Annotated in this window: 20 protein-coding genes, 1 tRNA gene and 1 riboswitch; of the genes, 8 read left to right on the top strand and 13 right to left on the bottom strand. The window is 55.6% G+C overall.

Annotated elements, in window-relative coordinates:
* Positions 1-16 precede the first annotated feature (16 nt).
* From queG to K3729_00895, 7 genes are all read right to left on the bottom strand, one after another.
* Positions 17-1,054 (bottom strand): tRNA epoxyqueuosine(34) reductase QueG, encoded by a 1,038-nt coding sequence (gene queG / locus K3729_00865; GenBank protein UWQ99384.1) that lies wholly within the window; start codon positions 1,052-1,054, stop codon positions 17-19.
* Between the two features lie 77 nt (positions 1,055-1,131).
* Complete coding sequence (locus K3729_00870) at positions 1,132-1,797, bottom strand: glutathione S-transferase family protein (protein UWQ99385.1); 666 nt, start codon at positions 1,795-1,797, stop codon at positions 1,132-1,134.
* 64 nt (positions 1,798-1,861) lie between these two features.
* The gene (gene mtgA, locus K3729_00875) at positions 1,862-2,605 is read right to left on the bottom strand and encodes a monofunctional biosynthetic peptidoglycan transglycosylase (protein ID UWQ99386.1); all 744 of its coding nucleotides are present in this window, start codon (positions 2,603-2,605) and stop codon (positions 1,862-1,864) included.
* A gap of 72 nt (positions 2,606-2,677) precedes the next feature.
* Positions 2,678-3,640 (bottom strand): Hint domain-containing protein, encoded by a 963-nt coding sequence (locus K3729_00880; GenBank protein UWQ99387.1) that lies wholly within the window; start codon positions 3,638-3,640, stop codon positions 2,678-2,680.
* A gap of 150 nt (positions 3,641-3,790) precedes the next feature.
* On the bottom strand, positions 3,791-8,323 hold the full coding sequence (gltB, locus tag K3729_00885; GenBank protein UWQ99388.1) for a glutamate synthase large subunit: 4,533 nt from the start codon (positions 8,321-8,323) through the stop codon (positions 3,791-3,793).
* Positions 8,310-9,032, bottom strand: coding sequence for a hypothetical protein (locus tag K3729_00890; protein UWQ99389.1), 723 nt, complete (start codon positions 9,030-9,032; stop codon positions 8,310-8,312). Before K3729_00890 ends, gltB begins: the two co-directional genes overlap by 14 nt.
* Positions 9,033-9,036: 4 nt before the next feature.
* Positions 9,037-10,470, bottom strand: a complete 1,434-nt coding sequence (locus tag K3729_00895; GenBank protein UWQ99390.1) for an NAD(P)-dependent oxidoreductase — start codon at positions 10,468-10,470, stop codon at positions 9,037-9,039.
* Positions 10,471-10,684: 214 nt separating this feature from the next.
* Between K3729_00895 and K3729_00900 the strand changes: the two genes are divergently transcribed.
* Complete coding sequence (locus tag K3729_00900) at positions 10,685-11,482, top strand: undecaprenyl-diphosphate phosphatase (protein ID UWQ99391.1); 798 nt, start codon at positions 10,685-10,687, stop codon at positions 11,480-11,482.
* Between the two features lie 215 nt (positions 11,483-11,697).
* On the opposite strand, the gene K3729_00905 is transcribed toward K3729_00900, so the two are convergent.
* A complete protein-coding gene (locus K3729_00905) occupies positions 11,698-12,675 on the bottom strand; it encodes a complex I NDUFA9 subunit family protein (GenBank protein UWQ99392.1) in 978 nt (325 codons plus the stop codon).
* Between the two features lie 198 nt (positions 12,676-12,873).
* Between K3729_00905 and K3729_00910 the strand changes: the two genes are divergently transcribed.
* Together K3729_00910 and K3729_00915 are read left to right on the top strand one after the other, a co-directional pair.
* Positions 12,874-12,960 (top strand) — tRNA-Leu (locus K3729_00910).
* Positions 12,961-13,101: 141 nt separating this feature from the next.
* The gene (locus K3729_00915) at positions 13,102-13,932 is read left to right on the top strand and encodes a (S)-ureidoglycine aminohydrolase (GenBank protein ID UWQ99393.1); all 831 of its coding nucleotides are present in this window, start codon (positions 13,102-13,104) and stop codon (positions 13,930-13,932) included.
* Positions 13,933-13,993: 61 nt separating this feature from the next.
* Here K3729_00915 and K3729_00920 read toward each other — a convergent pair whose 3' ends face one another.
* The 3 genes from K3729_00920 to puuE all read right to left on the bottom strand — a co-directional run bounded on the left by K3729_00920 (position 13,994) and on the right by puuE (position 17,244).
* Entirely contained in the window at positions 13,994-15,304 is a 1,311-nt protein-coding gene (locus tag K3729_00920) for a purine permease (GenBank protein UWQ99394.1), read from the bottom strand.
* A 63-nt stretch (positions 15,305-15,367) separates the two neighbouring features.
* Entirely contained in the window at positions 15,368-15,856 is a 489-nt protein-coding gene (locus K3729_00925; protein UWQ99395.1) for an ureidoglycolate lyase, read from the bottom strand.
* Positions 15,853-17,244 carry an allantoinase PuuE gene (gene puuE / locus K3729_00930; GenBank protein UWR00891.1) on the bottom strand — a complete coding sequence of 464 codons (1,392 nt, stop codon included), beginning with the start codon at positions 17,242-17,244 and terminating at the stop codon, positions 15,853-15,855. The genes K3729_00925 and puuE overlap by 4 nt, the downstream gene beginning before the upstream one ends.
* A gap of 184 nt (positions 17,245-17,428) precedes the next feature.
* Between puuE and uraH the strand changes: the two genes are divergently transcribed.
* Entirely contained in the window at positions 17,429-17,782 is a 354-nt protein-coding gene (uraH, locus tag K3729_00935; protein ID UWQ99396.1) for a hydroxyisourate hydrolase, read from the top strand.
* On the opposite strand, the gene K3729_00940 is transcribed toward uraH, so the two are convergent.
* A complete protein-coding gene (locus tag K3729_00940; GenBank protein UWQ99397.1) occupies positions 17,779-18,690 on the bottom strand; it encodes a LysR family transcriptional regulator in 912 nt (303 codons plus the stop codon). The two genes, uraH and K3729_00940, sit on opposite strands and share 4 nt — an antisense overlap.
* Before the next feature lie 104 nt (positions 18,691-18,794).
* Here K3729_00940 and K3729_00945 point away from each other — a divergent pair, with 104 nt between their 5' ends.
* The 4 genes from K3729_00945 (at position 18,795) to K3729_00960 (ending at position 23,385) form a co-directional block, all read left to right on the top strand.
* Positions 18,795-20,030, top strand: a complete 1,236-nt coding sequence (locus tag K3729_00945; protein UWQ99398.1) for a urate hydroxylase PuuD — start codon at positions 18,795-18,797, stop codon at positions 20,028-20,030.
* A gap of 55 nt (positions 20,031-20,085) precedes the next feature.
* Positions 20,086-20,184, top strand: a riboswitch (TPP riboswitch).
* A 36-nt stretch (positions 20,185-20,220) separates the two neighbouring features.
* Positions 20,221-21,207 (top strand): thiamine ABC transporter substrate binding subunit, encoded by a 987-nt coding sequence (gene thiB, locus K3729_00950; protein UWQ99399.1) that lies wholly within the window; start codon positions 20,221-20,223, stop codon positions 21,205-21,207.
* Positions 21,183-22,709 carry a thiamine/thiamine pyrophosphate ABC transporter permease ThiP gene (locus tag K3729_00955; protein ID UWQ99400.1) on the top strand — a complete coding sequence of 509 codons (1,527 nt, stop codon included), beginning with the start codon at positions 21,183-21,185 and terminating at the stop codon, positions 22,707-22,709. Before thiB ends, K3729_00955 begins: the two co-directional genes overlap by 25 nt.
* Positions 22,696-23,385 (top strand): ATP-binding cassette domain-containing protein, encoded by a 690-nt coding sequence (locus K3729_00960; protein UWQ99401.1) that lies wholly within the window; start codon positions 22,696-22,698, stop codon positions 23,383-23,385. The genes K3729_00955 and K3729_00960 overlap by 14 nt, the downstream gene beginning before the upstream one ends.
* A gap of 60 nt (positions 23,386-23,445) precedes the next feature.
* Here K3729_00960 and K3729_00965 read toward each other — a convergent pair whose 3' ends face one another.
* On the bottom strand, positions 23,446-24,300 hold the full coding sequence (locus K3729_00965) for a cytochrome c1 (GenBank protein UWR00892.1): 855 nt from the start codon (positions 24,298-24,300) through the stop codon (positions 23,446-23,448).
* Between the last annotated feature and the right edge of the window lie 11 nt (positions 24,301-24,311).

Raw genomic sequence — 24,311 nt, forward strand, 5'->3', positions numbered from 1 at the left:
ACTGCCCAAAGCCAATTCAAGTTCCCGTGGTCAGGCAATCAATGGCCCAACGGGCAGCATCAGCAACGGCTGGATCGGGATCATTGACCAGTGGCTTTGCAGCATCAACTAGCGTTGGATTTCCGGAATTTCCGATTGCATACAGAACGTTACGCACAAATCGATCCCGCCCAATTCGTTTTATGGGAGACCCCGAAAACCGTGCGCGAAAATCCGCATCATCAAGTGCTGCAAGCACAGCCAAAGACGGGGCAAGGTTGTCGGCACGCGGATCGTACTTCGCATCACGCCCGTCTTGGGCAAACTTGTTCCACGGACAAACCGCCAAGCAATCGTCGCAACCGTAAATCCGGTTGCCGATCAACGCCCGCAATTCGAGATCAACAGGACCCTTATGTTCAATCGTCAGATACGAAATACACCGTCGGGCATCCAGTCGATAAGGCGCGGGAAAAGCATTAGTCGGGCAGATATCCAGACACGCGGTGCAATTGCCGCAATGGCTTTGCTCTGGCGCGTCCGATTCAAAATCAAGCGTCGTGAAAATTGCGCCTAAAAAGAACCACGACCCCAGATCACGCCCCAACAGATTGGTATGCTTGCCCTGCCAGCCCAATCCGGCGGCCTGTGCCAACGGTTTTTCCATAACCGGAGCCGTATCAACAAATACCTTTATTTCAGCGTTCGGGTCCTGTTCGATCAACCAGCGACCAACCCGCTTCAGACGCTTTTTAACAACGTCATGATAATCTCGGCCTTGGGCATAGACGGAAATCGCCGCGCAATCCGGTTGTTCCAAAACAGCCAACGGATCATGATCAGGCGTATAAACCTCGGCGAGCATGATCACCGATTTGGCAGCGGGCCAAAGGGCTGCGGCATTGCCCCGCCAATGCATCCGTTCTGCCATCCAAGACATTTGGCCATGCATGTCGGCATCAACGAAAGCAGCCAGTCGATCCGCAGTTTCAGGTGCCGCGTCAGGCCGACAAATGCCAACCTTCGCAAAACCTGCGTCTGTGGCGAAAGCGACAAGATCATCACGCAGGCCCATATTTCTTTTGGTCCTAAATATCTCGGGGGTTTGGGGGCTGGCCCCCAACCGATTTTTCGCGAAAAATCGCCCCGCGTTTAAAAATCAAGGTCCGCATAATGGCGCGGTTGTGGGAAACCTGGCACCTGATCGGCCAGCAATGTCCGGAAAGCAGGGCGCGATTTGATCTTCGCATACCAGTCTTTGACGATCTCCGAGCGGTTCCAATCCACGTCAGAGATATAATCCAAACAGGACAATTGCGCTGCAGCTGCGAAGTCCGCCAAAGACATTTCATTGCCTGCCAACCACCGACGTTGGTCCAGCAAATGCGTCATGTAATCCAGATGATACCGGATCGCCTTTGCACCCGATTTCACGTTCGCGCTGTCGGGATATCCTGTCCCCATCACCTTGCGGAACACGCGTTCGCCGACCAGCATCGACGTCACTTCTTTGTAAAACTTGTCGTCAAACCACGCGACCAGACGGCGGACTTCGTAACGTGCTTCGGCCCCTTTGGGCAGCAAAGCAGGCGTCGGGTGCGCTTCTTCCAAGTATTCGCAGATCGCGGCACTATCGGCCATCGTCCGGTTGCCCAGCTTCAAGATCGGCACTTTGCCTGCAGGATTGCGCCGCAGGAAATCGCTGTCCTGTTCCCAGTACCGTTCTTCGACCAGTTCCACTTCAATTTTCTTCTCAGCAAGGCTCAGGCGCACTTTGCGAGAAAAAGGTGACAGCGGGTAATGGTACAAACGATTCATTGGGGTCCCTCTTGTGGTGCTTGTCTTCAATGCCGCAACCGGCGTCCTGTTTCAATGGGCGTCTCTATTCGCCGTTGAAACAAGCGGCCCGCCCGTCGACACGGATCGTTGCTGCACCGTCCAGAATTGATGCCGCACGCCTGCGGGTCGCATTGGACGGGTTCGATGCAGATCGCGTTTTTGGAGACGGCAGGATCGCAGCAAGTCGTGCCGCTTGCACCGCCGATAAGTCGGACGCATTCACGCCAAAATAATGACGCGCTGCGGCCTGCACCCCGAACACGCCTTCATCAAATTCCGCGACGTTCAGGTACAGTTCGAGCACCCTGTGCTTTGTCCAGATCAGTTCCGTCAGAGGTGTCCACAGTGCTTCCGTCGCTTTGCGCACCCAAGATCGGCCATGCCACAGGTAGACATTTTTGACGACCTGTTGGGAAATCGTGGATGCCCCACCTGTGCCGCCCCGTTCAATCCGGTCGCGGATCGCCTTCACATCCAGCCCCCAGTGCAGGCAAAAATTGGCGTCCTCTGCCGCCACCGCAGAGCGGGCCATCACAGGCGCAATATTTTCGAGAGGAACAAAGTCATATGACACGCCCCCGACGCGGCGGCCTTCTTGAAACATATAGGGCGTCGTTGGTGGGTTCACGATGGCGTAAAGCACTGTCAGCCCTACGACGACAGCGATAGCGCCAAGCACGACCCGCCAAAACCAGCGCCGCATCCTTTGGATAAGCGACGTCCCCGGCATCGCCTTTTTCGCAGGCTTGCGCGGCTTTGCTTTGGTTTTACGGGTTGATTTGGCCATAACGTCTTAAGTCATAGGCACGGGCATCTGGTCAAGCGTGGTTGCATGTGTTCACACGTGTCGCCACACCGATCAAGCGGCAAACACTGCTTCGGATTGTAGGACAATTGCTTCACGACCTGACAGGTTCGGACGGGCCATGCAAAGCCCGTGATCCACACCGTCATCCTTCAGTTCGGGAAACAGGGCAAAGAGTTCTGCTGAAACACCCGGCATCGCCCCGAGAATGTAGTCTCCGGGATAAAAGCTTTCGGACCAAGTCCCGTTAGCCTGAATAACTTCGTGCTGGGCAAACAGAATGTGATGGTACGTCACGGTCTGAACCGGTTCGGATGTGATCAGATCGCCATCGACAAGATCCTTTGCGGCGACAAGCACTTCTTTCTCTCCGAAATAGAATTCCGGAATCCAACCGGTGACGAGCATGCGGTGCTGCGGTGACACCAACAGTGCGGTATCGTTGCCTAATGCACCCGGGGCGAACCGGATCGGAGCGAAATCTCCGCCACCCCAAACGCTGCGCCGCCCGTGCCAAACGATAGGCTGATATCCGTGGTCACGCGTCCAAACCAGATCACCTGCGACCAAGTCTTCGACTTTCCGGTAACCTTTGTCCGTCCTGATCAATGACCCTGACACGAAACAGGGCGGGACAGGAAAATTGGACACGCGATCCGTATCCAGATCGGTCGTCGCCAGCTTTGTGTTACCATTGCTTAGGTTTGGTAGGCCGTCACCATCGGCGTTCATATCAACCGCGAATGTTTGCGTTGAGCCATCCGCCAAATTCACCCTGACAAAAGCAGCGTCTTGGGATGAATCCGCCCGCACATCGCCATAACCCAAGAATGTATAGGTCAGAAAGGTAACGCCACCATCGATCGACACTGTTTCGCCGCCGTTCGGCCCACCAAGTTGGTTATCGACGTCCTGAAATATCAATTGGGTCGTCGAATTCGCGACGATGTTGATATTGCTGCCATCCGTAAACGGATCTCCGTTCACATTTTGGGCGGTTAGAGTGAAATCAGCCACGTCAAAAGTCCAATACACTAACTCATGTATAGACAGACTATTATTCGATTTTGTCTAAAAGGTGACGTGAAGCGGGCACACAGCAATGTTGCACACGTGCAACGCGACTTGAAAAGCAAAGGGGACAGCCCTGCGGCTGTCCCCTTGATCTTATTCCGCTGGAATTGCCTGTTCTTCAGTGGCCAGCGGATGCTTGAGGTGCACCAGCATTTCTTTCGGGCAAACCTGCACGAAGTTGGCTTTTTCAGTATCCCAATTCTGCAAAATCTCAGCAGCTTTGCGACTGTCTGTTTCAGCCAAGTGGCGTTTGATCAGCCCAAGAAGCTGATCTTCCCAAGCCGGAACAGTCACCGGGCATGTCACCAGCGTTTCCATGTTGATAAGGTCGCCTGCGGCACCCTCAGGATCATAGATGTACGCCATCCCGCCTGTCATACCGGCACCGAAGTTCGCACCGATTGACCCAAGGATTACGGACACACCACCGGTCATGTATTCACAACCGTTGGTCCCGCAGCCTTCGATCACGACACTCGCGCCAGAGTTTCGCACAGCGAAACGTTCGCCCGCGCGGCCCGCTGCAAACAGATAACCCGCGGTCGCACCATAAAGCACAGTGTTCCCGATGATCGTGTTATTTGCAGCCACCAGTGGCGACGCCATTGGCGGACGTACGACGATGGTCGCACCGGACAGACCTTTGCCCACGTAGTCGTTGGCATCGCCGGACACTTCCAGCTTTAGACCCGGCGCACCAAAAGCACCAAGCGACTGGCCCGCAGAACCGCGCAGTTTCACGGTCAGATGGTCAGGTTGCAGGTTGTTGCGCATCCCGAACTGTTTGACGATGTGGCTGGATGTACGCGTCCCGATGGTCCGCAGCGTATTTTGCACCGCATAATCAAGCTGCATCTTTTCGCCGTCGTTCAGGAAGCGTGCTGCATCCTTTACGATTTGCGCATCAAGCGTATCGGTCACCGCGTTGCGTGGTTTGTTGCGATCGTATTTGATCTCGCCAGCGCCATCGACAGTGATCAGAAGCGGGTTCAGATCAAGGTCATCAAGGTGAGCAGAGCCACGTGATACCTGCGTCAGAAGATCAGCACGACCGATCACTTCATCAAGGCTACGTGCACCAATAGACGCGAGGATTTCGCGGACTTCGGTGGCGTAGAATGTGATCAGGTTCACGACCTTATCGGCGTTACCTGTGAACTTTTCGCGCAGTGCTTCATCCTGTGTACACACGCCCACCGGACAAGTGTTGGACTGACACTGACGGACCATAATGCAGCCCATCGCGATCAGTGCTGCGGTGCCGATGCCGTATTCTTCGGCACCCATCATCGCGGCCATGACGATGTCACGACCAGTCCGCAGACCACCATCGGTCCGCAATGTCACGCGTTCACGCAAGTTGTTCATTGCGAGCACTTGGTGTGCTTCGGTCAGACCCATTTCCCACGGCAGACCCGCGTATTTAATGGATGTCGCAGGGGACGCACCAGTACCACCGTTGTGACCTGAAATCAGGATCACGTCGGCTTTCGCCTTTGCAACACCAGCCGCAATTGTACCAACACCGGAAGACGCTACGAGCTTCACCGTCACCTTACAGCGCGGGTTGATCTGCTTGAGATCGTAGATCAGCTGCGCAAGGTCCTCGATCGAATAGATATCGTGGTGCGGCGGCGGTGAAATCAGCGTCACGCCTTTGGTCGAATGGCGCAGACGCGCGATCAGATCGGTGACTTTCATCCCCGGTAGCTGACCACCCTCACCCGGTTTTGCACCTTGGGCGACCTTGATTTCAAGCTCTTCACATTGGTTCAGATATTCCGCTGTGACACCAAACCGGCCAGATGCGACCTGTTTGATCTTCGCAGACGGGTTGTCACCGTTTGGTTCCGGATGGAAATGCGCCGGATCTTCGCCGCCTTCACCAGAATCGGATTTCGCACCAATCCGGTTCATCGCAACGTTCAGGGTCTTGTGCGCCTCTGGCGACAAAGCACCCAGCGACATACCGGGTGTCACGAACCGTTTGCGGATCGATGTGATGCTTTCGACTTCTTCAATCGGGATCGCATCGCCCATTGTTTTGATCGCAAGCAAGTCACGCAAATGGATCGGCGGGTTCGATTGCATGGACTTCGAGAACTGCTGCCACATCGCATAAGACGCTTTGTTACAAGCGGCCTGCAACATGTGCATTGTCTGCGCTTCCCAGGCGTGTTTTTCGCCGGACCGACGGGACTTGTAGAACCCACCGATTGGCAACACGTCGTTGGCGGCTTTCCAACCTTTTGCGTGAACTTCTTCGACCTTGGCTTGGATACCAATGGTCCCGATACCGGAAATCCGTGACTGCATGCCGGGGAAATATTCGGCGCACATCGCGCGACCCAGACCGACGGCTTCGAAATTCAGACCACCGCGGTAAGACGACAGTACCGAAATACCCATCTTCGACATGATCTTGAGCAGACCCGCGTCCACAGCTGCGCGATAACGGCGCACAGCATCAATCAAGGAGCCTTCGATCAAGCCACGTTCGATACGATCAGCAATCGAATCCTGTGCCAGATAAGCGTTCACAGTTGTCGCACCACAGCCGATCAGCACCGCAAAGTAATGCGGGTCGATACATTCAGCAGAGCGCACGTTGATCGAACAGAATGTCCGCAGACCATTCTTGGTCAGGCCGGAATGCACAGCAGATGTCGCAAGGATCATCGGCATTGGCACGCGTGTTTCGGACTGGTGTTGGTCAGTCAAAACAAGGTGACCGGCACCCGAACGCACGGCATCTTCTGCTTCGGCACGAATGCGTTGCAGCCCAGCGCGCAATGCGTCGCGGCCTGTTTCAAACGTACAGTCGATGAACGCGACGTTGTCCCCAAAATGCGCAACCATCTTGTCAAATTCTGCGTTCGCCACAAACGGGCTTTCGAGCATGACGATTTCGGTTTGGCTGCTATCTTCGGACAGAACGTTCTTGAGGTTCCCAAACCGTGTTTTCAACGACATCACGCGGCTTTCGCGCAGTGAATCGATTGGCGGGTTTGTCACCTGAGAAAAGTTCTGGCGGAAGAAATGGGACAGCGGGCGGTATTTCTTGGACAAAACTGCAGACGGTGTGTCGTCACCCATGGACGCGATCATTTCCTTGCCGTCTTCGGCCATCGGGGCCAACACATTTTCCAGCTCTTCGATGGAGTAACCAGCAGCCACCTGACGTTTGCGCAGCTCTTCGCCCGCGAAAACAGATGTTTCTGGCAGGTCGCGCATCGACAGTGAAAGGTTGTTAACCTTGCTCACCCAATCACCAAATGGCTGCGCTGCGGCCAGCGTGTCTTTCATTTCGGTGTCGTGGAACAGTTTGCCTTCTTTCATGTCCACGGCAATCATCTGCCCCGGACCAAGTGCGCCTTTTTCAACGACAGTGGATTCGTCGATGGTGACCATGCCCACTTCGGAACCCGCGATCAGAAGGCCGTCGCCAGTCACGACATAGCGCAGTGGACGCAAACCGTTCCGGTCCAAACCACCACAGACCCAACGACCGTCGGTCATCGCGAGCGCCGCAGGACCATCCCATGGTTCCATCACAGCGTTGCAATAGCCGTACATGTCCTGCCAAGCCTTCGGAATATCCACGGCTTGATGCGCCCATGCTTCGGGCACCAACATTGTCTTGGCCATAGGGGCGTCGCGACCTGCGCGCACCAGAACTTCAAACACGGAATCGAGCGCGGCTGAGTCAGATGTGCCTGACGGGATGATCGGCTTAATGTCTTCCGCCATTTCGCCAAATGCGCCGGACGCCATGCGAATTTCGTGGGACCGCATCCAGTTGACGTTGCCCTTCAGCGTGTTGATCTCACCGTTGTGCGCCAACATGCGGAACGGCTGGGCCAATGACCACTGTGGGAATGTGTTTGTGGAATAACGCTGGTGGTAGATCGCGAACGCCGATTCAAAACGATCCTCGAGCAGGTCAGGATAGAAATCCGCAACCTGTTCGGCCAGCATCATGCCTTTGTAGATGATCGAGCGGCAAGACAATGAGCAGAAGTAGAAGCCTGCAACGCCTGCACCTGTCACCGCTTTTTCGATACGACGACGGATGATGTAGAGTTCGCGTTCGAACTGTTCCTCGTCGATATCCTTCTCATTGCGGATCAGGATTTGTTCGATTTCCGGACGTGTTGCGTTGGCCTTATCGCCCAAACATTTCACGTTCACAGGCACATGGCGCCAGCCGTAAATATAGTGGCCCATGCGCAGCACTTCGGCCTCAACGATGGTCCGGCAGCGTTCTTGGGCACCAAAATCGGTCCGTGGCAGGAACACCTGACCAACCGCGATTAGTTTGTCCTGATCCGGTTCGTGACCTGTGCGGCGTACTTGATCGTAGAAGAATTGCACTGGAATCTGGACGTGGATACCAGCGCCGTCGCCGGTTTTACCGTCCGCATCAACAGCACCACGGTGCCAGATCGCTTTCAGCGCATCGATGCCCTTTTGGACAACGCCACGCGACGCTTCACCGTCGATTGCCACAACAAGACCAACACCACACGAAGAATGTTCTTCTTCTTCACGGTACAGGCCGTTGTCGTTCATCCATTGGCGCTTTGCCTCTTCGGCGGCGACCCAGTTTTCATCATAGTTTGTCATTGAGGGACTCCAAGCGTTGGATCAGGGATGGGGCAGACGACAAAGTCTCACCGCAGCCGTGTTTTGGGTTAGCTGACAAAAAGCCGGGCTCACCTGGGAAGATGAATTCAACCGGATTGTCGTCGTTATCAAAGGTGCCGTTTTCAGTTGTGACTTTGCTGGATCCGGCAAGGAACATGTTGAAGCGCTGGGAAATATATTCATTCCCTTCAGACGCCCATTTCACATCACCTGCTTCATCGTATGCGGTGATGTTGTATTGCGTCTGATCAAGCACAACGCCGTCGATGGTGATCTGTTCACCCGTCAACGAATCCTGACCCACATAGCGTGTTTTCCCGACTTCTTCGGATTCGGTCATAAAGTCGTAAGTATCGATGCCCATCTCAACCAGTTCCGAGAAAGACGCGCGATCACGCGGTTCCGCTTCAAGCCGCTCAACATGGCCGGACCCGACGTGGAAACTTTCAACCCACTGCGTTTCTTCATCAATTTCACCGGCGTATGTGACGCCGTTTTCGCCAATGCTGATCCGGCGCTGGTGGCCTTCGGCGTCACCTTCACACGTAAAGATATGGTCGACAGAACAGGCTTCGGTCTGGATTGTCAGGTAGGCATCGCAGCCCGCTGGCAATTCAAATACTTCGGCAGTTTGGGCGACAGCAGGAACCGCTGCGCTGATCAAAAGGCAAGTCAGTGTCTTCTTCATAAGATTACTCCGCTGCGACTGATGTGGCTTGGGATAGATACTGTAGGATTGCGGCTGACGCGTCACGCCCGTCACGGATCGCCCACACAACAAGCGATGCACCGCGCACGATGTCACCTGCGGCAAACACGCCATCAAGGCTGGTTTGGCCCGTCTCAAATGCGGCTTTGATCGTGCCCCAACGTGTGACTTCCAGACCTTCAACGCCCCACAGGGCGGGAATGTCTTCGGGTGTGAAACCCAGCGCCTTGATCACAAGATCAGCTTCTTCGACGTAGTCAGCACCTTCGATCAGTTCAGGCACCTGACGACCCGTCGCATCGGGTTGACCAAGACGCATTTTCTGGACGTTCACGCCTGTGACTGTGTTACCTTCGAAACCGTTCGGGGCAGACAGCCAGACGAATTCGACGCCTTCTTCTTCGGCGTTTTGCACTTCGCGTTGTGATCCGGGCATGTTCGCTTTGTCACGACGGTACAGGCATTTCACGGATGTCGCACCCTGACGGATCGCCGTGCGGACACAGTCCATCGCGGTATCGCCGCCACCGATGACGACAACGCGTTTGCCTTCGGCGTTCAACTCACCACTTTCGAATTCTTCGACAACATCGCCGAATGATTTGCGGTTGCTGGCGGTCAGGTAATCAATCGCGTCGGCAATGCCGTCCGCATCAGAACCCGGCGCTTCAAGGTCGCGCGTTTTGTAAACACCCGTCGCGATCAGAACCGCGTCATGCTTGCCGCGGATGGCGTCGAATGAGATGTCTTCGCCGACGTTGCAGTTCAGAACGAATTCAACACCGCCATCTTCGAGCTGCGCCATACGTTTCATCACAACGTCTTTTTCCAGCTTAAAGCCCGGAATACCGTAAGTCAGCAGACCGCCCCCGCGATCGTACCGATCATAAACCGTGACCTGTACACCTTCACGGCGCAGCATGTCAGCGGCAGCAAGACCACCCGGACCCGCGCCGATGATGCCAACACTTTCAGTGCGTTCCATGTGCGGACGGATTGGGGCGACCCAACCTTCTTCGAATGCGGTGTCTGTGATGTATTTCTCAACCGCGCCGATGGTGACAGTCCCATGGCCAGATTGTTCGATCACACAGTTACCTTCGCACAGACGGTCCTGCGGGCAGATGCGACCACAGATTTCCGGGAAAGTGTTTGTGGCTTGGGATACTTCATAGGCTTCTCGCAAGCGACCCTCAGCAGTCAGACGTAGCCAATCGGGAATGTTGTTGTGCAGCGGACAATGCGACTGACAATAAGGGACGCCACACTGGGAACAGCGACTTGCTTGCTCTTCGGCTTTGGCCGTCGCAAATTCAGCATAGATTTCCTGAAAATCCGTGTTGCGCAGATTAGGTACGCGTTTTTCTGGCATATCGCGTTCGACGTTTACGAACTTGAGCATCTTTTGGCCGGCCATGGCATCCTCCTGTCAAAGGGCTAGAGCGCCCTTTTATGCGGGAGCGTCAGAAATGAAAAGTCAGCACTACTGACCTATTAATCGGATTTTGACGTCAAAGCGATAATAATTTTGAGGTCTTGTTGATTTTTTAGGTCCGCAATGAACCCTAATTCGACTCTTTCCCCGATTTTAAAGGGGTCTATGGTGCGCGAAACCGAATCAAGGATCGCACATGCCGCTGTTCAATCTTATCCTCGTTGCCCTTATTCAAGGCCTGACAGAGTTTCTACCTGTCAGCTCATCGGGCCACCTGATCCTTCTTCCGTCCCTGACTGGTCTTGATGATCAAGGTCAGGTCATCGACGTCGCGGCCCATGTTGGCACCCTGATTGCGGTCATCATCTACTTTTGGTCGGACGTGAAGCTGGCCCTGTTTGGTACGTTGCGACTGCTGCGCGGGAAGATCGACACCAAAGGTGCCTTTTTGGCCCTTTGCCTGTTAATCGGAACCATTCCTGTCATTGCCGTCGGCTTGATTTTGAAAGTTACTGGTTTGGCTGACGCGATGCGAGGGATCACTGTGATCGGTTGGTCGATGCTGATCTTTGGTATCGTTCTGTATTGGGCCGACCAAAAGGGCGCAGAGACACGCAGCGCCGAAGAATGGACATTAAAGCACGCGTTTATCATGGGGCTGTGGCAGTGCATCGCATTGATCCCCGGCACATCGCGGTCAGGCATCACCATTACAGGTGCGCGGCAACTGGGTTATAATCGGCGCGACGCGGCGCGGCTGGCAATGCTGATGTCGATCCCGACGATCATCGCTTCGGCGGCACTATTGAGCCTCGATGTCATCGGAACACCCGGCGTGATGGGCGATATCGCTATCGTCGCCGCTATGTCCTGCATTGCAGCGCTCGCCGCACTTTTCCTGATGATGAAGCTGCTGCAATCGGTCAGCTACACACCCTATGTCATTTACCGGATCATCCTTGGCGTGGTTCTACTTTTTATCGCCTACAGCTAAAGCCTCGGCCCGATATTCAGCTTTGATCCATCAGTAGAGCGGCCAAATACAGAGCCGCAAAAACACCAACAGCACCGCCACCGATAATCACGACGTCAACAGAATCAGGCAACGGCCCATGAAACTGAATTCAAGTTGCGACGGTAATACGGGTTGGTGTCATGACAGGCGCGCGTTGGGGTGTCTGATGTGACGCTACCCTGCCGCGCAAACCTTTAGGTCCGCAAGTTTTTCGCAGATTCCTTGATAGCGTCGTACTGACCTGACGGGCGGAACCGCCACAGATAATCGGGCAGAATCGTCGCCATCGTCGCAGGACGGATCCCCAACGCATCAAAGCCCTGCGCATCATCAGACACGACATTATCAACGGCCAGATTGATAACCTGATCCTTCGTGATCGGTGCCTTTACGATGCCGGCCGTCAGAAACTGCCCAACACCAAAGACCGATGCCATGATCTTTGCTACAAAGAACGGCACGTTCAGAATCAAACGGCGGCGGCGCACGACAGCAAGCATGTCTTGCATCAGTTCGCGGAAGGTTTTCACCTCTGGCCCACCAAGTTCAAACACGCCGAACGCTTCGCCATTCACGCCTTTGACAGCGGCGGCAGCTACATCGTCCACATGGACGGGCTGGAATTTCGTGTCCGCACCAACGACAGGCAAAATCGGCCCAAAACGAGACATGCCGGCGAACCGGTTAAAGAATTCGTCTTCTGCACCGAACACAATCGACGGACGCAGGATCATCGCGTTGGGCATATGTTCAAGAACGCCTGCTTCGCCTTGCGCTTTGGTCTTAGCGTATTCACTGTCAGCGTCGGCGTCCGCACCAATGGCAGAGATATGCACCATACGGTCAATGCCCATACCCGCAGCGATCCGCGCCACGCGCGCGGCGCCTTCCGCTTGGACAGCTTCGAAGGTGTTTTTGCCAGTCTCGGCCAGCACACCTACGCAGTTCACAACTGCATCGGCGCCTTGGGTCACAGCCGCAACGCTTGCGTCATCACGGATGTTGCAGAATACAGGTTCGACCTGACCAACCACGCCGTAAGGGCGTACAAAACCGGCCTGTTCAGGATTGCGTACAGCAACACGCACACGCCAGCCTTCTTTGGCCAACCGCAATGCGATGTAACGCCCGACAAAACCGGAACCGCCAAAAATGGTAACAAGCTTGGACATGAGGCTGGCCTTTCATTGATTTCGCCTGTGTTTACGCCTGACAGCCGTGGCAGACAAGACGAAAGGCGCAGTTCGGTTTCGCATGTTTTAACGGGTTTTGCGGATAGGATCGCGTGGTAGAGCCCTGTTCGTGCAAAAACCCGTGCGAATCGCGTTGACAGGCACCGCGCAGGTCACTAGATCACCGCTACCAACCGTGCCCAGATGGCGGAATTGGTAGACGCGCCAGCTTCAGGTGCTGGTGTCTGTATGGACGTGGAGGTTCGAGTCCTCTTCTGGGCACCATTTTCCTTAGTTCGGAAAAGATGCAGCGGCGCAGGCCGCGTATTATCAAAACAATCTGTAAAGTCCTTTGCCGCGTTATCGCTGGCCCACGCTCGCAGGGTCGCGCATAATCGTCGTGTTCAAGCCGCGCAAAGGGATAACATGTCTAACACGTATTTCGCACCATCCGGCGGGCATCCTCCGCAGACTCAGCTTCTGACGGATCGTGCCGTTTTTACAGACGCCTACGCTGTTATCCCTAAAGGCACGATGCGTGATATCACGACCAGTTTCCTGCCATTTTGGAACGACACGCGCCTTTGGGTAATTGCGCGCCCCATGACTGGCTTCGCCGAGACATTTTCGCATTACATCATGGAAGTCGCCCCGAACGGTGGCTCTGACACGCCTGAAACAGACGCGAGCGCCGAGGGGGTTTTGTTTGTCGTAGAAGGGACAGCCACGCTTTCGATCAACGGCGCAATGCATCAGCTAGACGAAGGCGGATACGCCTTTATCCCGCCCGCCAGCGACTGGAGTTTGCGGAACACATCCGACAAAACTTTGCGGTTCCATTGGATCAGAAAGGCCTATGACGCCGTCCCCGGTTTGCCTGCGCCAGAGGTGCTGATCCTGAACGAAAACGACATCGCCCCAACAATTATGCCGGACACAGACGGCAAATGGGGCACGACCCGCTTTGTCGACCCGACTGATCTGCGCCACGACATGCATGTGACTATCGTCACGTTTGAACCCGGTGCTGTGATTCCATTCTTGGAAACACACGTGATGGAACACGGGCTGTATGTGTTGGAAGGCAAAGCCGCTTACCGGCTGAATACCGATTGGGTCGAGGTCGAGGCCGGCGATTACATGTGGCTGCGCGCGTTCTGCCCGCAAGCGTGTTATGCGGGTGGACCGGGCAAATTCCGGTATCTGCTATACAAGGACGTGAACCGGCACATGGGATTGAAACCCTTAACCCGCTGACCAAATGAAAAAGGCACCCGCGTTTGCAGGTGCCTTATTTGTTTACCGGCTTTGTTAGTCTTTACTCTTCTTCTGGCAGGATCAGGTTTAGGACAATCGCCATCAATGCCGTCGGTGCAACTGCTGACGTTGCCAAGACCTTCACGACGCCTGGCAGATATTGCACAGCGGTTGGCACCAAGTTCAGGCCCAGCCCGAAGGCGAGTGATACCGCGATGATGATCATGTTGCGGCGTGTCATGTTGACGTCAGTCAGCATGTTAAGGCCAGCAGAAGCCACCATGCCGAACATCACGATCACGCCGCCACCAAGCACTGGTAGAGGCATGGATGCGATCACTGCCCCAACCTTAGGGATCAGACCACAAACGATCATGATCAGCCCTGCAATTGTTACAACGTGACGGCTCATGATGCCGGTCATCCCAACAATGCCGACGTTCTGGCTGAAGGATGTATTTGGCAGGCCACCAAAGATACCCGCAACCGCTGTCCCAAGACCGTCTGCATAGGTCGCACCAGCGATTTCCGCGTCAGTTGCTTCGCGCTGTGCGCCTGCTTTGGCCGTCGCTGACGCGTCGCCAACGGTTTCAATCGCGGATACGATTGACACCAATGTCACAGCGATCACTGCGCCTAGGTTGAATTCAAACCCGTATGGCAACGGCTGGATCGACGTGATCCACGACGCACCCGCCACGGAACCAAAGCTGACCATGCCCAGCACCCATGCCAAGGCGTAACCTGCCAGCAGACCGACAAGGATCGCTGCATTGGATAATGCGCCTTTGGTGTAGAACTTGAGCAATAGCGACACGACGATCACTGTCAGCGCGACTGACCAGTGTTTCAGCGACCCAAAGCTTTCAGCCGCCATTTGGAAATCAGCCGCACCACCGGCTGCGTATTTGATCGCAACTGGAATGAGGTACAAACCGATCGCGAGAATAACGAGCCCGATCACCAGTGGTGGAAACAGGAAACGTAGCTTGTCGATAACTGCCCCCAAAAGGAAATGCACAACGCCGCCGATGATACAGGCTGTCAGCGCCACACCAAGACCCATCGTCGCGGCGATACCGGCCAGTACGCCAACGAAAGCAAAACTTGTGCCCTGCATGATCGGCAGTCGCGCACCAATTGGTCCGATCCCGACAGTCTGAAACAAGGTCGCGATACCAGCAAAAAGCATCGCCATTTGGATCAGATAAATCTGCTCTGGCCCGCCAAAAGCAAGGCCCGCAGCACCTGCCACGATAATCGATGGCGTCACGTTGGATGCGAACATCGCAAGCACGTGTTGTAAGCCGAGCGGTATGGCTTGCGCGATGGGTGGCGTCACATTTGGATCGCTATATCTTATGTCTGTCATTGTTTTGTGTCCCTATTTGTTGGTCGTTTTGCCAGTCTTGACGCTGGTCTCTTTTCGCAAGTGTCATGCGTTTTGGGCGATTTGAAACGCTGTTTCAAACCAATGCTCTTGCAGGTTCGGCCCTGCGCCGATCCGATCCACCACTGCGAATAGCCCTGGTGCGCTGATCGGCGTCAGTACGCCGTGCCATGTGTTGCGGTGGTAGTTCAAGCCTTGGCCCGCTTGCGTCAGAAACGCCTGTGGGTGGTCCGGTTTGCCGTTGTCGTCCGCAGCGACGACCACAACGAATGGCGTATGCGTCATCGGGATGAACGCTTGGCTGCCGTCGGGGTGACGTTCCATCATATCAAGCGCGATAGGGAAACTGCGGGCCTGCGCGTTAAACAAGCTGATCCCTGCCTTGCCATCTGCAAAGTCGAGCCGGGCGAGGTCATGATGCCGTCCGCAAAGCCCTTGGTTGATGATTTTATCAGGATCACCAGCTATTTCTAAGACATCGCCAAACGGCGCGAACGCCTCTGCCGTCAGCGGTTGCAGATGCAGGACGGTCATGTGCCGAACTTCGCGATCAGGCGCAGTTGCGCGATGCGTTCGACTTGGCGGCAGGCCTCTTGCAATTCGTCTGCCGTGTCGTTGAAAAGACGTCGGTTGAAGGCGGCTGTGATGGTCGCTTTCGTATTGTCGCCCACTGCAATGATGAACGGGAATCCGTGTTTTTCAACGTAACGCGCGTTCAGGTCTTGGAACATTTCGCGTTCGTCGTCGGTCAACACATCAAGGCCCGCGCTTGCCTGTTCTGCGGTGCTTTCTGCGGTGAGCTTTTTCGCCGCTGCCAGTTTCCCTGCCAGATCTGGGTGCGCCCGCAACACACCTAAGCGTTGATCATCGGATGCTGTGCGGAACACGCGGCAAAGTGCCGAATGCACGCCCTGTGCGGTGTCATGCGTCGGCCCAAGTTCCAACGCATGCGCACCTTCGGCAATCCACGGGCTATGTTCAAATATTCCGCCATATTCAGCGACGAAGGTCGCCCGATCCATCTGCGACGGGCGGGCAAAACGCTGATGCGGATGTGTCGCGGCCCAATAATCTGCGATCTGTTCACGCGTCGCGAACCAAACACCGTCATGCGACTGAAAATGCGCGATCGCGCGGCGCAGGGCAGCAGCACGCCCCGGACGGCCGATGATCCGGCAGTGCAAACCGATCGACAGCATCTTTGGCGCACCAGCGGCACCTTCGGCATAAAGCGCGTCGAAACTGTCTTTTAGGTAGCTTTCAAACTGATCACCCGTGGTGAAACCCGCCTGAATGCCGAACCGCATGTCGTTGCAATCCATCGTGTACGGCACGATCAACTGGTCTTGATCCCCAAATTCCATCCAGTAAGGCAGATCGTCGGCGTAACTGTCCGCAATATAGGCAAACTTGCCAGTTTCGGCGGCCAAACGCACCGTATCGTTCGAACAGCGGCCTGTGTACCAGCCGCGCGGCGGGGTGCCGGTGACTTCGGTATGCAAGCGGATGGATTCAGCAATCGCTGCGCGTTCTTCATCCTCTGGCATGTCTTTGTGTTCGATCCATTTCAGACCGTGGCTGGCGATTTCCCAACCAGAGGCCTGCATCGCCGCGACCTGTTCAGGGGCACGTGCAAGCGCAGTGGCGACGCCGTAAACCGTGACGGGCAAATCCGACAGCATCCGATGCACACGCCAGAAACCGGCACGCGATCCGTATTCGTACAAGGATTCCATGTTCCAGTGACGCATCCCCGGCCAAGGTTGCGCCCCTGTGATTTCGGACAAAAACGCCTCTGACGCGGGATCACCGTGCAGAATGTTGTTTTCACCGCCCTCCTCGTAATTCAGCACGATTTGCACAGCAATCTTGGCCCCATTCGGCCAGTTGGCTGCGGGCGGGACGGCGCCGTAACCAGTCATATCACGGGGGTAGCGGTTCACATTGTTTTCCTTGATCATGCGGGTACCTTGTAAATCAAACTGATCAGCTTGGTTTTCAAATAAAACATGAAGCTGCCTCTTGCACGTCCCCTTTGGCACTTGCGGCAGGCTGACGTATAGATCGACCTCATCAGAGGCACCTTTTGCAGCGGAAAGACCTGTTATGACCGGATTTTTGACAACTCACGTTCTTGATACGGCGCGCGGATGTCCTGCCCAGGGGCTGAAAATAGACCTGTACCGCATTGATGGTGACACGCGAGCGCACATCACATCGCTGACCACTAACGATGACGGACGCACAGACAGCCAGATTTTGCCTGCTGCAGATTTCGCGACAGGCACCTACGAATTGGTGTTTCACGCGGGCGCCTACCTTGATGCGATCGGCACGCCGGCTGAGGACCCGCGGTTTCTTGATATCATCCCGATCCGGTTCGGCATGTCAGAGCAATCGCATTATCACGTGCCACTGCTGTTATCCCCGTTCGGTTACAGCACCTATCGCGGTAGTTAATCGGTTGCGCGGACAATCGGTGCGATCCGACTGATCACGTAGTCCATAAACAGCCGTGTCTTGGGGTCTTGATTGCGTCGGTGCGTGAACAAGCAGGCCAGCTGCACAGGCGTTGGTGGCGTCTCATTCGCCACGACAACAAGTCGGCCCGCCGCAATGTGATCCGCGACCTCGAATACCGGTTTGAGCGCAACCCCGCAGCCATCCAGCGCCCAATTGGTCAACACATCGCCATCGTCACATTCGTAACGTCCCGCGACCTGAAACTTCTTGGGGCCATCGGGGGTCATTAGCCGCCACTGAAATTCGGTCGCGCCCGGAAAGCGCAGGTTCAGACATTCGTGGCCGTCCGCAATCAGCGCCGTGCCGTTTTGGGGATGACCACGGGCCGCAATGTAATCGGGCGCGGCGCAAAGTACGCGTTCCACATCCGCGATTTTGCGCATTCTGAGATTGCTGTCCATCGGTTGGCCCATGAAAAACGCCAGATCCAGCCCTTCCGTCGTCAGATCAACCGTCCGGTCCGTCAACCGCAACCTGACCTGCACGTCAGGATATTCTTCTAAAAAACCGGGAATAAGAGGCGCGATCAAGCGTTTCCCAATGCCCAACGGCACGGCAACATACAGCGATCCGCGCGGTTGATCAGTGATGTTCACGACCTTCGCTTCGGCTGCATCGACGGCCTCTAGTACCTCGCAGGCCCCACCATAGAACGCTTGGCCTTGTTCGGTCGCGGTCAGGCTGCGCGTGGTCCGCTGGAACAATCGAACGCCTAATTTTTCCTCAAGTTGCGATATCCGCGCTGATGTCACAGCAGGCGATATCCGCAAATCACGCCCAGCAGCAGACATACTGCCCAGTTCGTAGACGCGCACAAAAGTTCGGATATTATCGAGGTATGACATTGTTCTGGATTTTTTGATGCTGTTTGGCCATTCCAAGCAATAGCAGAACAATCACAAGCGGCCTAGTGTGGCCACACTTTATACACGGCACGGCGGGGACCCTAATGTACGACATGGCAATTCTTTGGGACTGGATCGCGTTTTCCGTCCGCTGGCTGCACGTGATCACGGCCATGGCGTGGATCGGCGCATCATTCTTTTTCATTGCGCTTGATCTTGGCCTAAAGAAAGCACCGAACATGCCTGACGGGGTGCACGGCGAAGAATGGCAGGTACATGGCGGCGGTTTTTATCACATTCAGAAATACCTCGTTGCACCCCCGAACATGCCCGAACACCTGATATGGCATAAATGGCAAAGCTACATCACGTGGGTATCCGGTGCCGCCCTTTTGATGATCGTCTATTGGGTCGGTGGCGAGTTATTCCTGCTCGATCCGACCAAGGCTGATCTGACGTTGTGGCAGGGTATCCTGATTTCTGGCGGATCACTGACCATCGGTTGGTTGGCCTATGATTTCTTGTGCAAATCCAAGCTTGGCGAACAACCAACCACGTTGATGGTGTTGCTGTTTGTCATCCTCGTTGTGATGGCGTGGGGGTATAACCAGATATTCACAGGGCGCGCTGCGTTACTGCATCTTGGCGCTTTCACCGCGTCGATCATGACCGGAAACGTTTTCTTCCAGATCATGCCGAACCAACGCATCGTTGTCGCAGACCTGAAAGCGGGGCGCACGCCAGATGCAAAATATGGAAAGATCGCAAAGCTGCGGTCGACACATAACAACTACCTGACTTTGCCAGTCGTGTTCTTGATGTTGTCGAACCACTACCCGCTGGCGTTCGGGACTGAATACGCGTGGATCATCGCAAGCCTGATTTTCCTGACCGGCGTTACGATCCGACACTATTTCAACACGATGCACGCCACGGGTGCTGGTCCAAACTGGACCTGGGCGGTCACCGTCTTGCTGATGCTGATTATCGCTTGGCTGTCATCAGTCAGGTCGACAGAAACCATCGAACAAGCCGAAGCCCGCGCGATGACGCCCTATGAACAGCATTATGCGTCTGCCGAAGGGTTCGACGAGGCCTACAACACCGTGCTTGGCAATTGTTCGATGTGCCACGCGCGCGAACCGTTCTGGGATGGCATCCGCTGGGCACCCAAAGGCGTGTACCTTGAAACGCAAGCGGACGTCGCCAAACACGCAACCCAGATTTACCTACACGCTGGCGTTTCACACGCCATGCCGCCACCCAACGCGATCCAGATGGACGCCGACGCCCGCGAAACGCTGATCACGTGGATCACAAACGCTCGAAACGATGGCTAGTCGTTAACACGCGTTAACCGCTACCCTTGCCCTTCCCCATAAAGCATCCTACCAACGCCCTACCTCGGGGGGCCAATACGGCTGAGATTGCGCAAGCTGACCCGTTGAACCTGAACCGGTTAAGACCGGCGGAGGGAAGGTTTAGCACGCACGCTATCCCCCAATCCGCCCGTCGCATTTGGAGGATACGATGTTCAAAACCACTTATCTGACAGCTGTTGCGGGACTTTGCTTGGCGACTGCAGCCACGGCAGAGACCCCGAAATTGTCTGTTCTCACCTACGACAGCTTCACCAGCGAATGGGGCCCCGGCCCTGCGGTGGAAGCGGCGTTTGAAGAAATCTGCGCATGTGATCTGGAATTTGTCGGGGCTGGTGACGGCGCTGCATTGCTGGCACGTTTGCAGCTGGAAGGACCACGGACCGAAGCCGATATCGTGCTCGGACTGGATACAAACCTGACAGCCGCAGCCCGTGAGACAGGTCTGTTTGCACCGCACGGCATCACGGCTGACCTGACACTGCCATTGGGCTGGACTGATACGGAATTCATGCCTTTCGACTGGGGCTATTTCGCTTTTGTGGGCAACGCCGACGCGGACGCACCAACGTCACTGCGTGAATTGGCCGAGAGCGACATCAAGGTCGTGATCCAAGACCCTCGGTCATCCACACCGGGCCTTGGTCTACTGATGTGGGCGAAAGAAGTCTACGGCGACGAAGCCCCACAATTCTGGGACGCGATCGCTGACAACATTGTCACCGTGACACCCGGTTGGTCTGAAGCCTACGGTCTGTTCCTTGATGGCGAAGCGGATGCCGTGTTGTCCTACACCACATCACCGGCCTACCACCTGATCGCCGAAGAAGACGATAGCAAGGTCGCATGGGAATTCAGTGACGGCCATTACATGCAGGTCGAAGTCGCTGGCAAAGTGGCCGGCACCGATGTGCCAGAATTGGCTGACCAGTTCTTGGAATTCATGGTGTCAGACGCGTTCCAATCCATCATCCCAACAACCAACTGGATGTACCCAGCCGCCACACCTGCGGATGGTCTGCCAGACGGTTTCAACACATTGATCGCGCCAGCCACATCTTTGCTGAAAACACCGGAAGATGCGCTTGCTGTCCGTGAAGAGGCATTGGCCGAATGGCGCGCAGCGCTGTCCCAATAATCACGCGCATCCCCGCTGTCATGGCGGGGATGTTGGTGCTGGTGCTGACGCTTGGCACGTTGATCGCAGTTGCGATGCGGGCCGAAGTGGGCACTGGCCTTTCTGCCGCAGATTGGGCCGCGATCAAATTTACGGTATCGCAGGCATTTGTATCTGCATTGGTCAGCATTATCATCGCGATCCCCGTCGCGCGCGCCTTAGCACGACAATCGTTTCGCGGGCGTGGCGCGTTGATCACCCTGCTTGGTGCCCCGTTTATTCTTCCCGTCATCGTGGCCGTTCTTGGATTGCTCGCAGTTTTCGGACGCAACGGTATTTTGAATGCAGGGTTAGAGGCCTTGGGCCTACCCACCTTTACGATCTACGGTTTTCATGGCGTGGTTCTGGCGCATGTTTTCTTTAACCTGCCACTCGCGACGCGGTTCATTCTGCAAGGCTGGCTCGCGATCCCGTCCGAGCGTTTCCGGCTTGCGGCGACGCTAAACGCACCTGTCGGTCGTCTGTTGGAATGGCCGATGTTGCGCAGCGTTTTGCCCGGAACATTTCTTATCATTTTCCTGATTTGCCTGACCAGTTTCGCGGTCGCATTGACCCTTGGCGGTGGGCCGAAGGCAACGACAGTGGAACTCGCCATCTATCAAGCTGTCCGGTTCGATTTCGACCTTGGGCGTGCCGCACTACTGGCCTGTATCCAGTTTGGCATCTGCACTATCGCCGCCATCGTTGCATGGCAGGTCACCGCCGTGGATGGTTTCGGCGCGGGTCTGGACCGTGTGGTGCAGCGTTGGGATGGGTCGCGGTTCATTGATTTTGTTTGGATCGGCCTTGCCGCTGCATTTTTGATCGTGCCGCTGTCGATGGTCGTGATCAACGGGATCATGGGCCTGTCAGAATTACCATTCAGCATTATCCAAGCGGCCACCCGATCGGTGATTGTCGCGCTCGCATCTGCGGTTTTGTGCATCACGATGGCGTTGGCGCTTGCCTTGCAAGGCGGACGCATCGTGTCGATCATTGGCGTATTGCCTCTTGCTGCGTCGGGTCTGGTCGTGGGCACAGGGTTGTTCCTAATTGTCTTTCCCTTCTGGCGGCCATCCGATCTTGCCTTGCCCGTCACAGCGCTGGTCAACGCGACGCTGGCATTGCCATTTGCGCTGCGCTCCATTGCACCTGCCGTTGATGGCGTTGTCGCCGACTACGGCCGGTTGATGGACCAGTTGAACGTCACGGGCTGGACACGGTTACGTCTGATCATATTGCCCCGCATACGCAGGCCACTAGGCTTTGCGCTTGGCCTCGCGGCCGCATTGTCGATGGGAGATTTGGGAGTGATCGCCTTATTCGCGGATGAAAACGGCGCGACCTTACCGCTTGCGATGTACCGTCTGATGGGCGCGTATCAGATGGACGCAGCAGCGGGTGCTGGGCTGCTCTTAGTTGCGCTCAGCTTGTTGCTGTTTTGGATTTGTGACCGTGGAGGGCGCGTCGATGCTGACGTTTGAAAAAGTGACGTTAACACAGGGCACGTTCCACCTGACCGCGCACCTTACGCTTCCAACGGGGATCACCGCGATCATTGGTCCGTCCGGTGGCGGGAAATCTACACTTTTGGCAACAATTGCCGGGTTCATCGCACCGACCACAGGCGACATCCTATGGCACGATAAATCTTTGTCTAAGCAACCGCCCGGTGAACGCCCCGTCAGTATGTTGTTTCAGGACAACAATCTATTTCCGCATCTGACGATTGAACAGAACGTCGGTCTCGGGATTAGGCCCGACCTAAAGCTTTCAACCGCTCAAAAAGAGACGGTCGCCAAGACACTGACGCAAGTTGGGCTGGCCGACTTAGGTTCACGCAAGCCGAACGCGCTGTCCGGCGGCCAGCAAAGCCGCGCGGCATTGGCCCGTGTGCTGGTTTCGGATCGACCTTTGGTTTTGCTGGACGAACCGTTCGCGGCCTTAGGCCCTGCACTAAAAGACGAGATGCTGGAATTGGTCACAACGACGTTGGCTGCGGCTGGCAAATCCATTGTCATGGTGACGCATGATCCGGACGATGCACGACGTATCGCGGATCGTGTGGTGCTGGTGGCTGATGGCAAAGCCCACCCACCCGTCGACGGACAACGGATTTTCGACGATCCACCAGCGGCATTAACAGCCTATCTGGGCTAGCACCCGAAACGCAAAAGGCCCGCCAAACTGGCGGGCCCTTCGAAATGGTTCAAGACGATATCAGTCTTTGTGCTTGTGTGGTGCCCACAAACGCTTGTTTGTGAGGTAAAGAAGTACAGACAGGATCGCGAGGAAGATCACGCCGGTCAGACCAGCCTGCTTACGCGCCATCATCTTTGGTTCAGCAGTCCACATCAGGAACGCTGCGACGTCTTCGGACATGTGGTGGATGTCGTTGGAATGGCCGTCAGCAAAATCGATGTCGCCGCCGTAGATTGGCTGTGCCATGCCGATCCATGATCCAGGCACCATGTGCTTGCCTTTTTCATCGATGCAGCTTGCTGGGAAACCACCGGACGCGAACGCCGTGTTGTAGTAACCATCCATGTTCGCATCAGCAGCACATTCTGGTTCTTCTTCGTAGCCGGACAGCAGCGCTGTGATGTATTCAGCGCCACCCATGCCGTACCACAACTGGGCAAGGCCCGTGCCATATGGACCGTGGAAACCAGCGCGCGCTTTTGCCATCAAGGACAGGTCGGGCGCGTTTGCTGATGTCACAGCTGGGAATTTGTCAGCTGGTGTGGCTGTGCGGAAATCGCCTTCGCCGTCGAACAATGCAGGGTCAAAGACCTCGTAGAATTCAGCGTAGGCAAAAACCTGATCCTCGGGCAGTGCAGGACCGCCTTCGTCGCCAAGTGTGCGGATCGCTACATGTTCAAGACCGTGGCATGACGAACAAATCTCTGTGTAGATCTGCAGACCACGCTGAAGTTGCATCTGGTCGAAAGACCCGAACATGCCATCGAATGAAAAATCAACATCATGAATGTGCACTTCGGATCCGGCAGCCGCCGCTTGTGTCCCCAGAAGGGACACGGCAGCAACGGCTGAAAGGGTGAGTTTACGGAACATAGTCATTGTAT

The organism is Rhodobacteraceae bacterium S2214 (genome assembly GCA_025141675.1).
Taxonomy (GTDB): Bacteria; Pseudomonadota; Alphaproteobacteria; order Rhodobacterales; family Rhodobacteraceae; genus Yoonia.

Coding starts and splice junctions, on each gene's coding strand:
- K3729_00945 (UWQ99398.1), top strand. CDS start 18,795: ATGTACGACATGGCAATTCTTTGGGACTGGATCGCGTTTTCCGTCCGC.
- mtgA (UWQ99386.1), bottom strand. CDS start 2,605: ATGGCCAAATCAACCCGTAAAACCAAAGCAAAGCCGCGCAAGCCTGCG.
- K3729_00915 (UWQ99393.1), top strand. CDS start 13,102: ATGTCTAACACGTATTTCGCACCATCCGGCGGGCATCCTCCGCAGACT.
- queG (UWQ99384.1), bottom strand. CDS start 1,054: ATGGGCCTGCGTGATGATCTTGTCGCTTTCGCCACAGACGCAGGTTTT.
- K3729_00965 (UWR00892.1), bottom strand. CDS start 24,300: ATGTTCCGTAAACTCACCCTTTCAGCCGTTGCTGCCGTGTCCCTTCTG.
- K3729_00870 (UWQ99385.1), bottom strand. CDS start 1,797: ATGAATCGTTTGTACCATTACCCGCTGTCACCTTTTTCTCGCAAAGTG.
- K3729_00900 (UWQ99391.1), top strand. CDS start 10,685: ATGCCGCTGTTCAATCTTATCCTCGTTGCCCTTATTCAAGGCCTGACA.
- K3729_00955 (UWQ99400.1), top strand. CDS start 21,183: ATGGCGCGCAGCGCTGTCCCAATAATCACGCGCATCCCCGCTGTCATG.
- uraH (UWQ99396.1), top strand. CDS start 17,429: ATGACCGGATTTTTGACAACTCACGTTCTTGATACGGCGCGCGGATGT.
- K3729_00905 (UWQ99392.1), bottom strand. CDS start 12,675: ATGTCCAAGCTTGTTACCATTTTTGGCGGTTCCGGTTTTGTCGGGCGT.
- gltB (UWQ99388.1), bottom strand. CDS start 8,323: ATGACAAACTATGATGAAAACTGGGTCGCCGCCGAAGAGGCAAAGCGC.
- thiB (UWQ99399.1), top strand. CDS start 20,221: ATGTTCAAAACCACTTATCTGACAGCTGTTGCGGGACTTTGCTTGGCG.
- K3729_00960 (UWQ99401.1), top strand. CDS start 22,696: ATGCTGACGTTTGAAAAAGTGACGTTAACACAGGGCACGTTCCACCTG.
- K3729_00940 (UWQ99397.1), bottom strand. CDS start 18,690: ATGTCATACCTCGATAATATCCGAACTTTTGTGCGCGTCTACGAACTG.
- K3729_00920 (UWQ99394.1), bottom strand. CDS start 15,304: ATGACAGACATAAGATATAGCGATCCAAATGTGACGCCACCCATCGCG.
- puuE (UWR00891.1), bottom strand. CDS start 17,244: ATGACTGGTTACGGCGCCGTCCCGCCCGCAGCCAACTGGCCGAATGGG.
- K3729_00925 (UWQ99395.1), bottom strand. CDS start 15,856: ATGACCGTCCTGCATCTGCAACCGCTGACGGCAGAGGCGTTCGCGCCG.
- K3729_00890 (UWQ99389.1), bottom strand. CDS start 9,032: ATGAAGAAGACACTGACTTGCCTTTTGATCAGCGCAGCGGTTCCTGCT.
- K3729_00895 (UWQ99390.1), bottom strand. CDS start 10,470: ATGGCCGGCCAAAAGATGCTCAAGTTCGTAAACGTCGAACGCGATATG.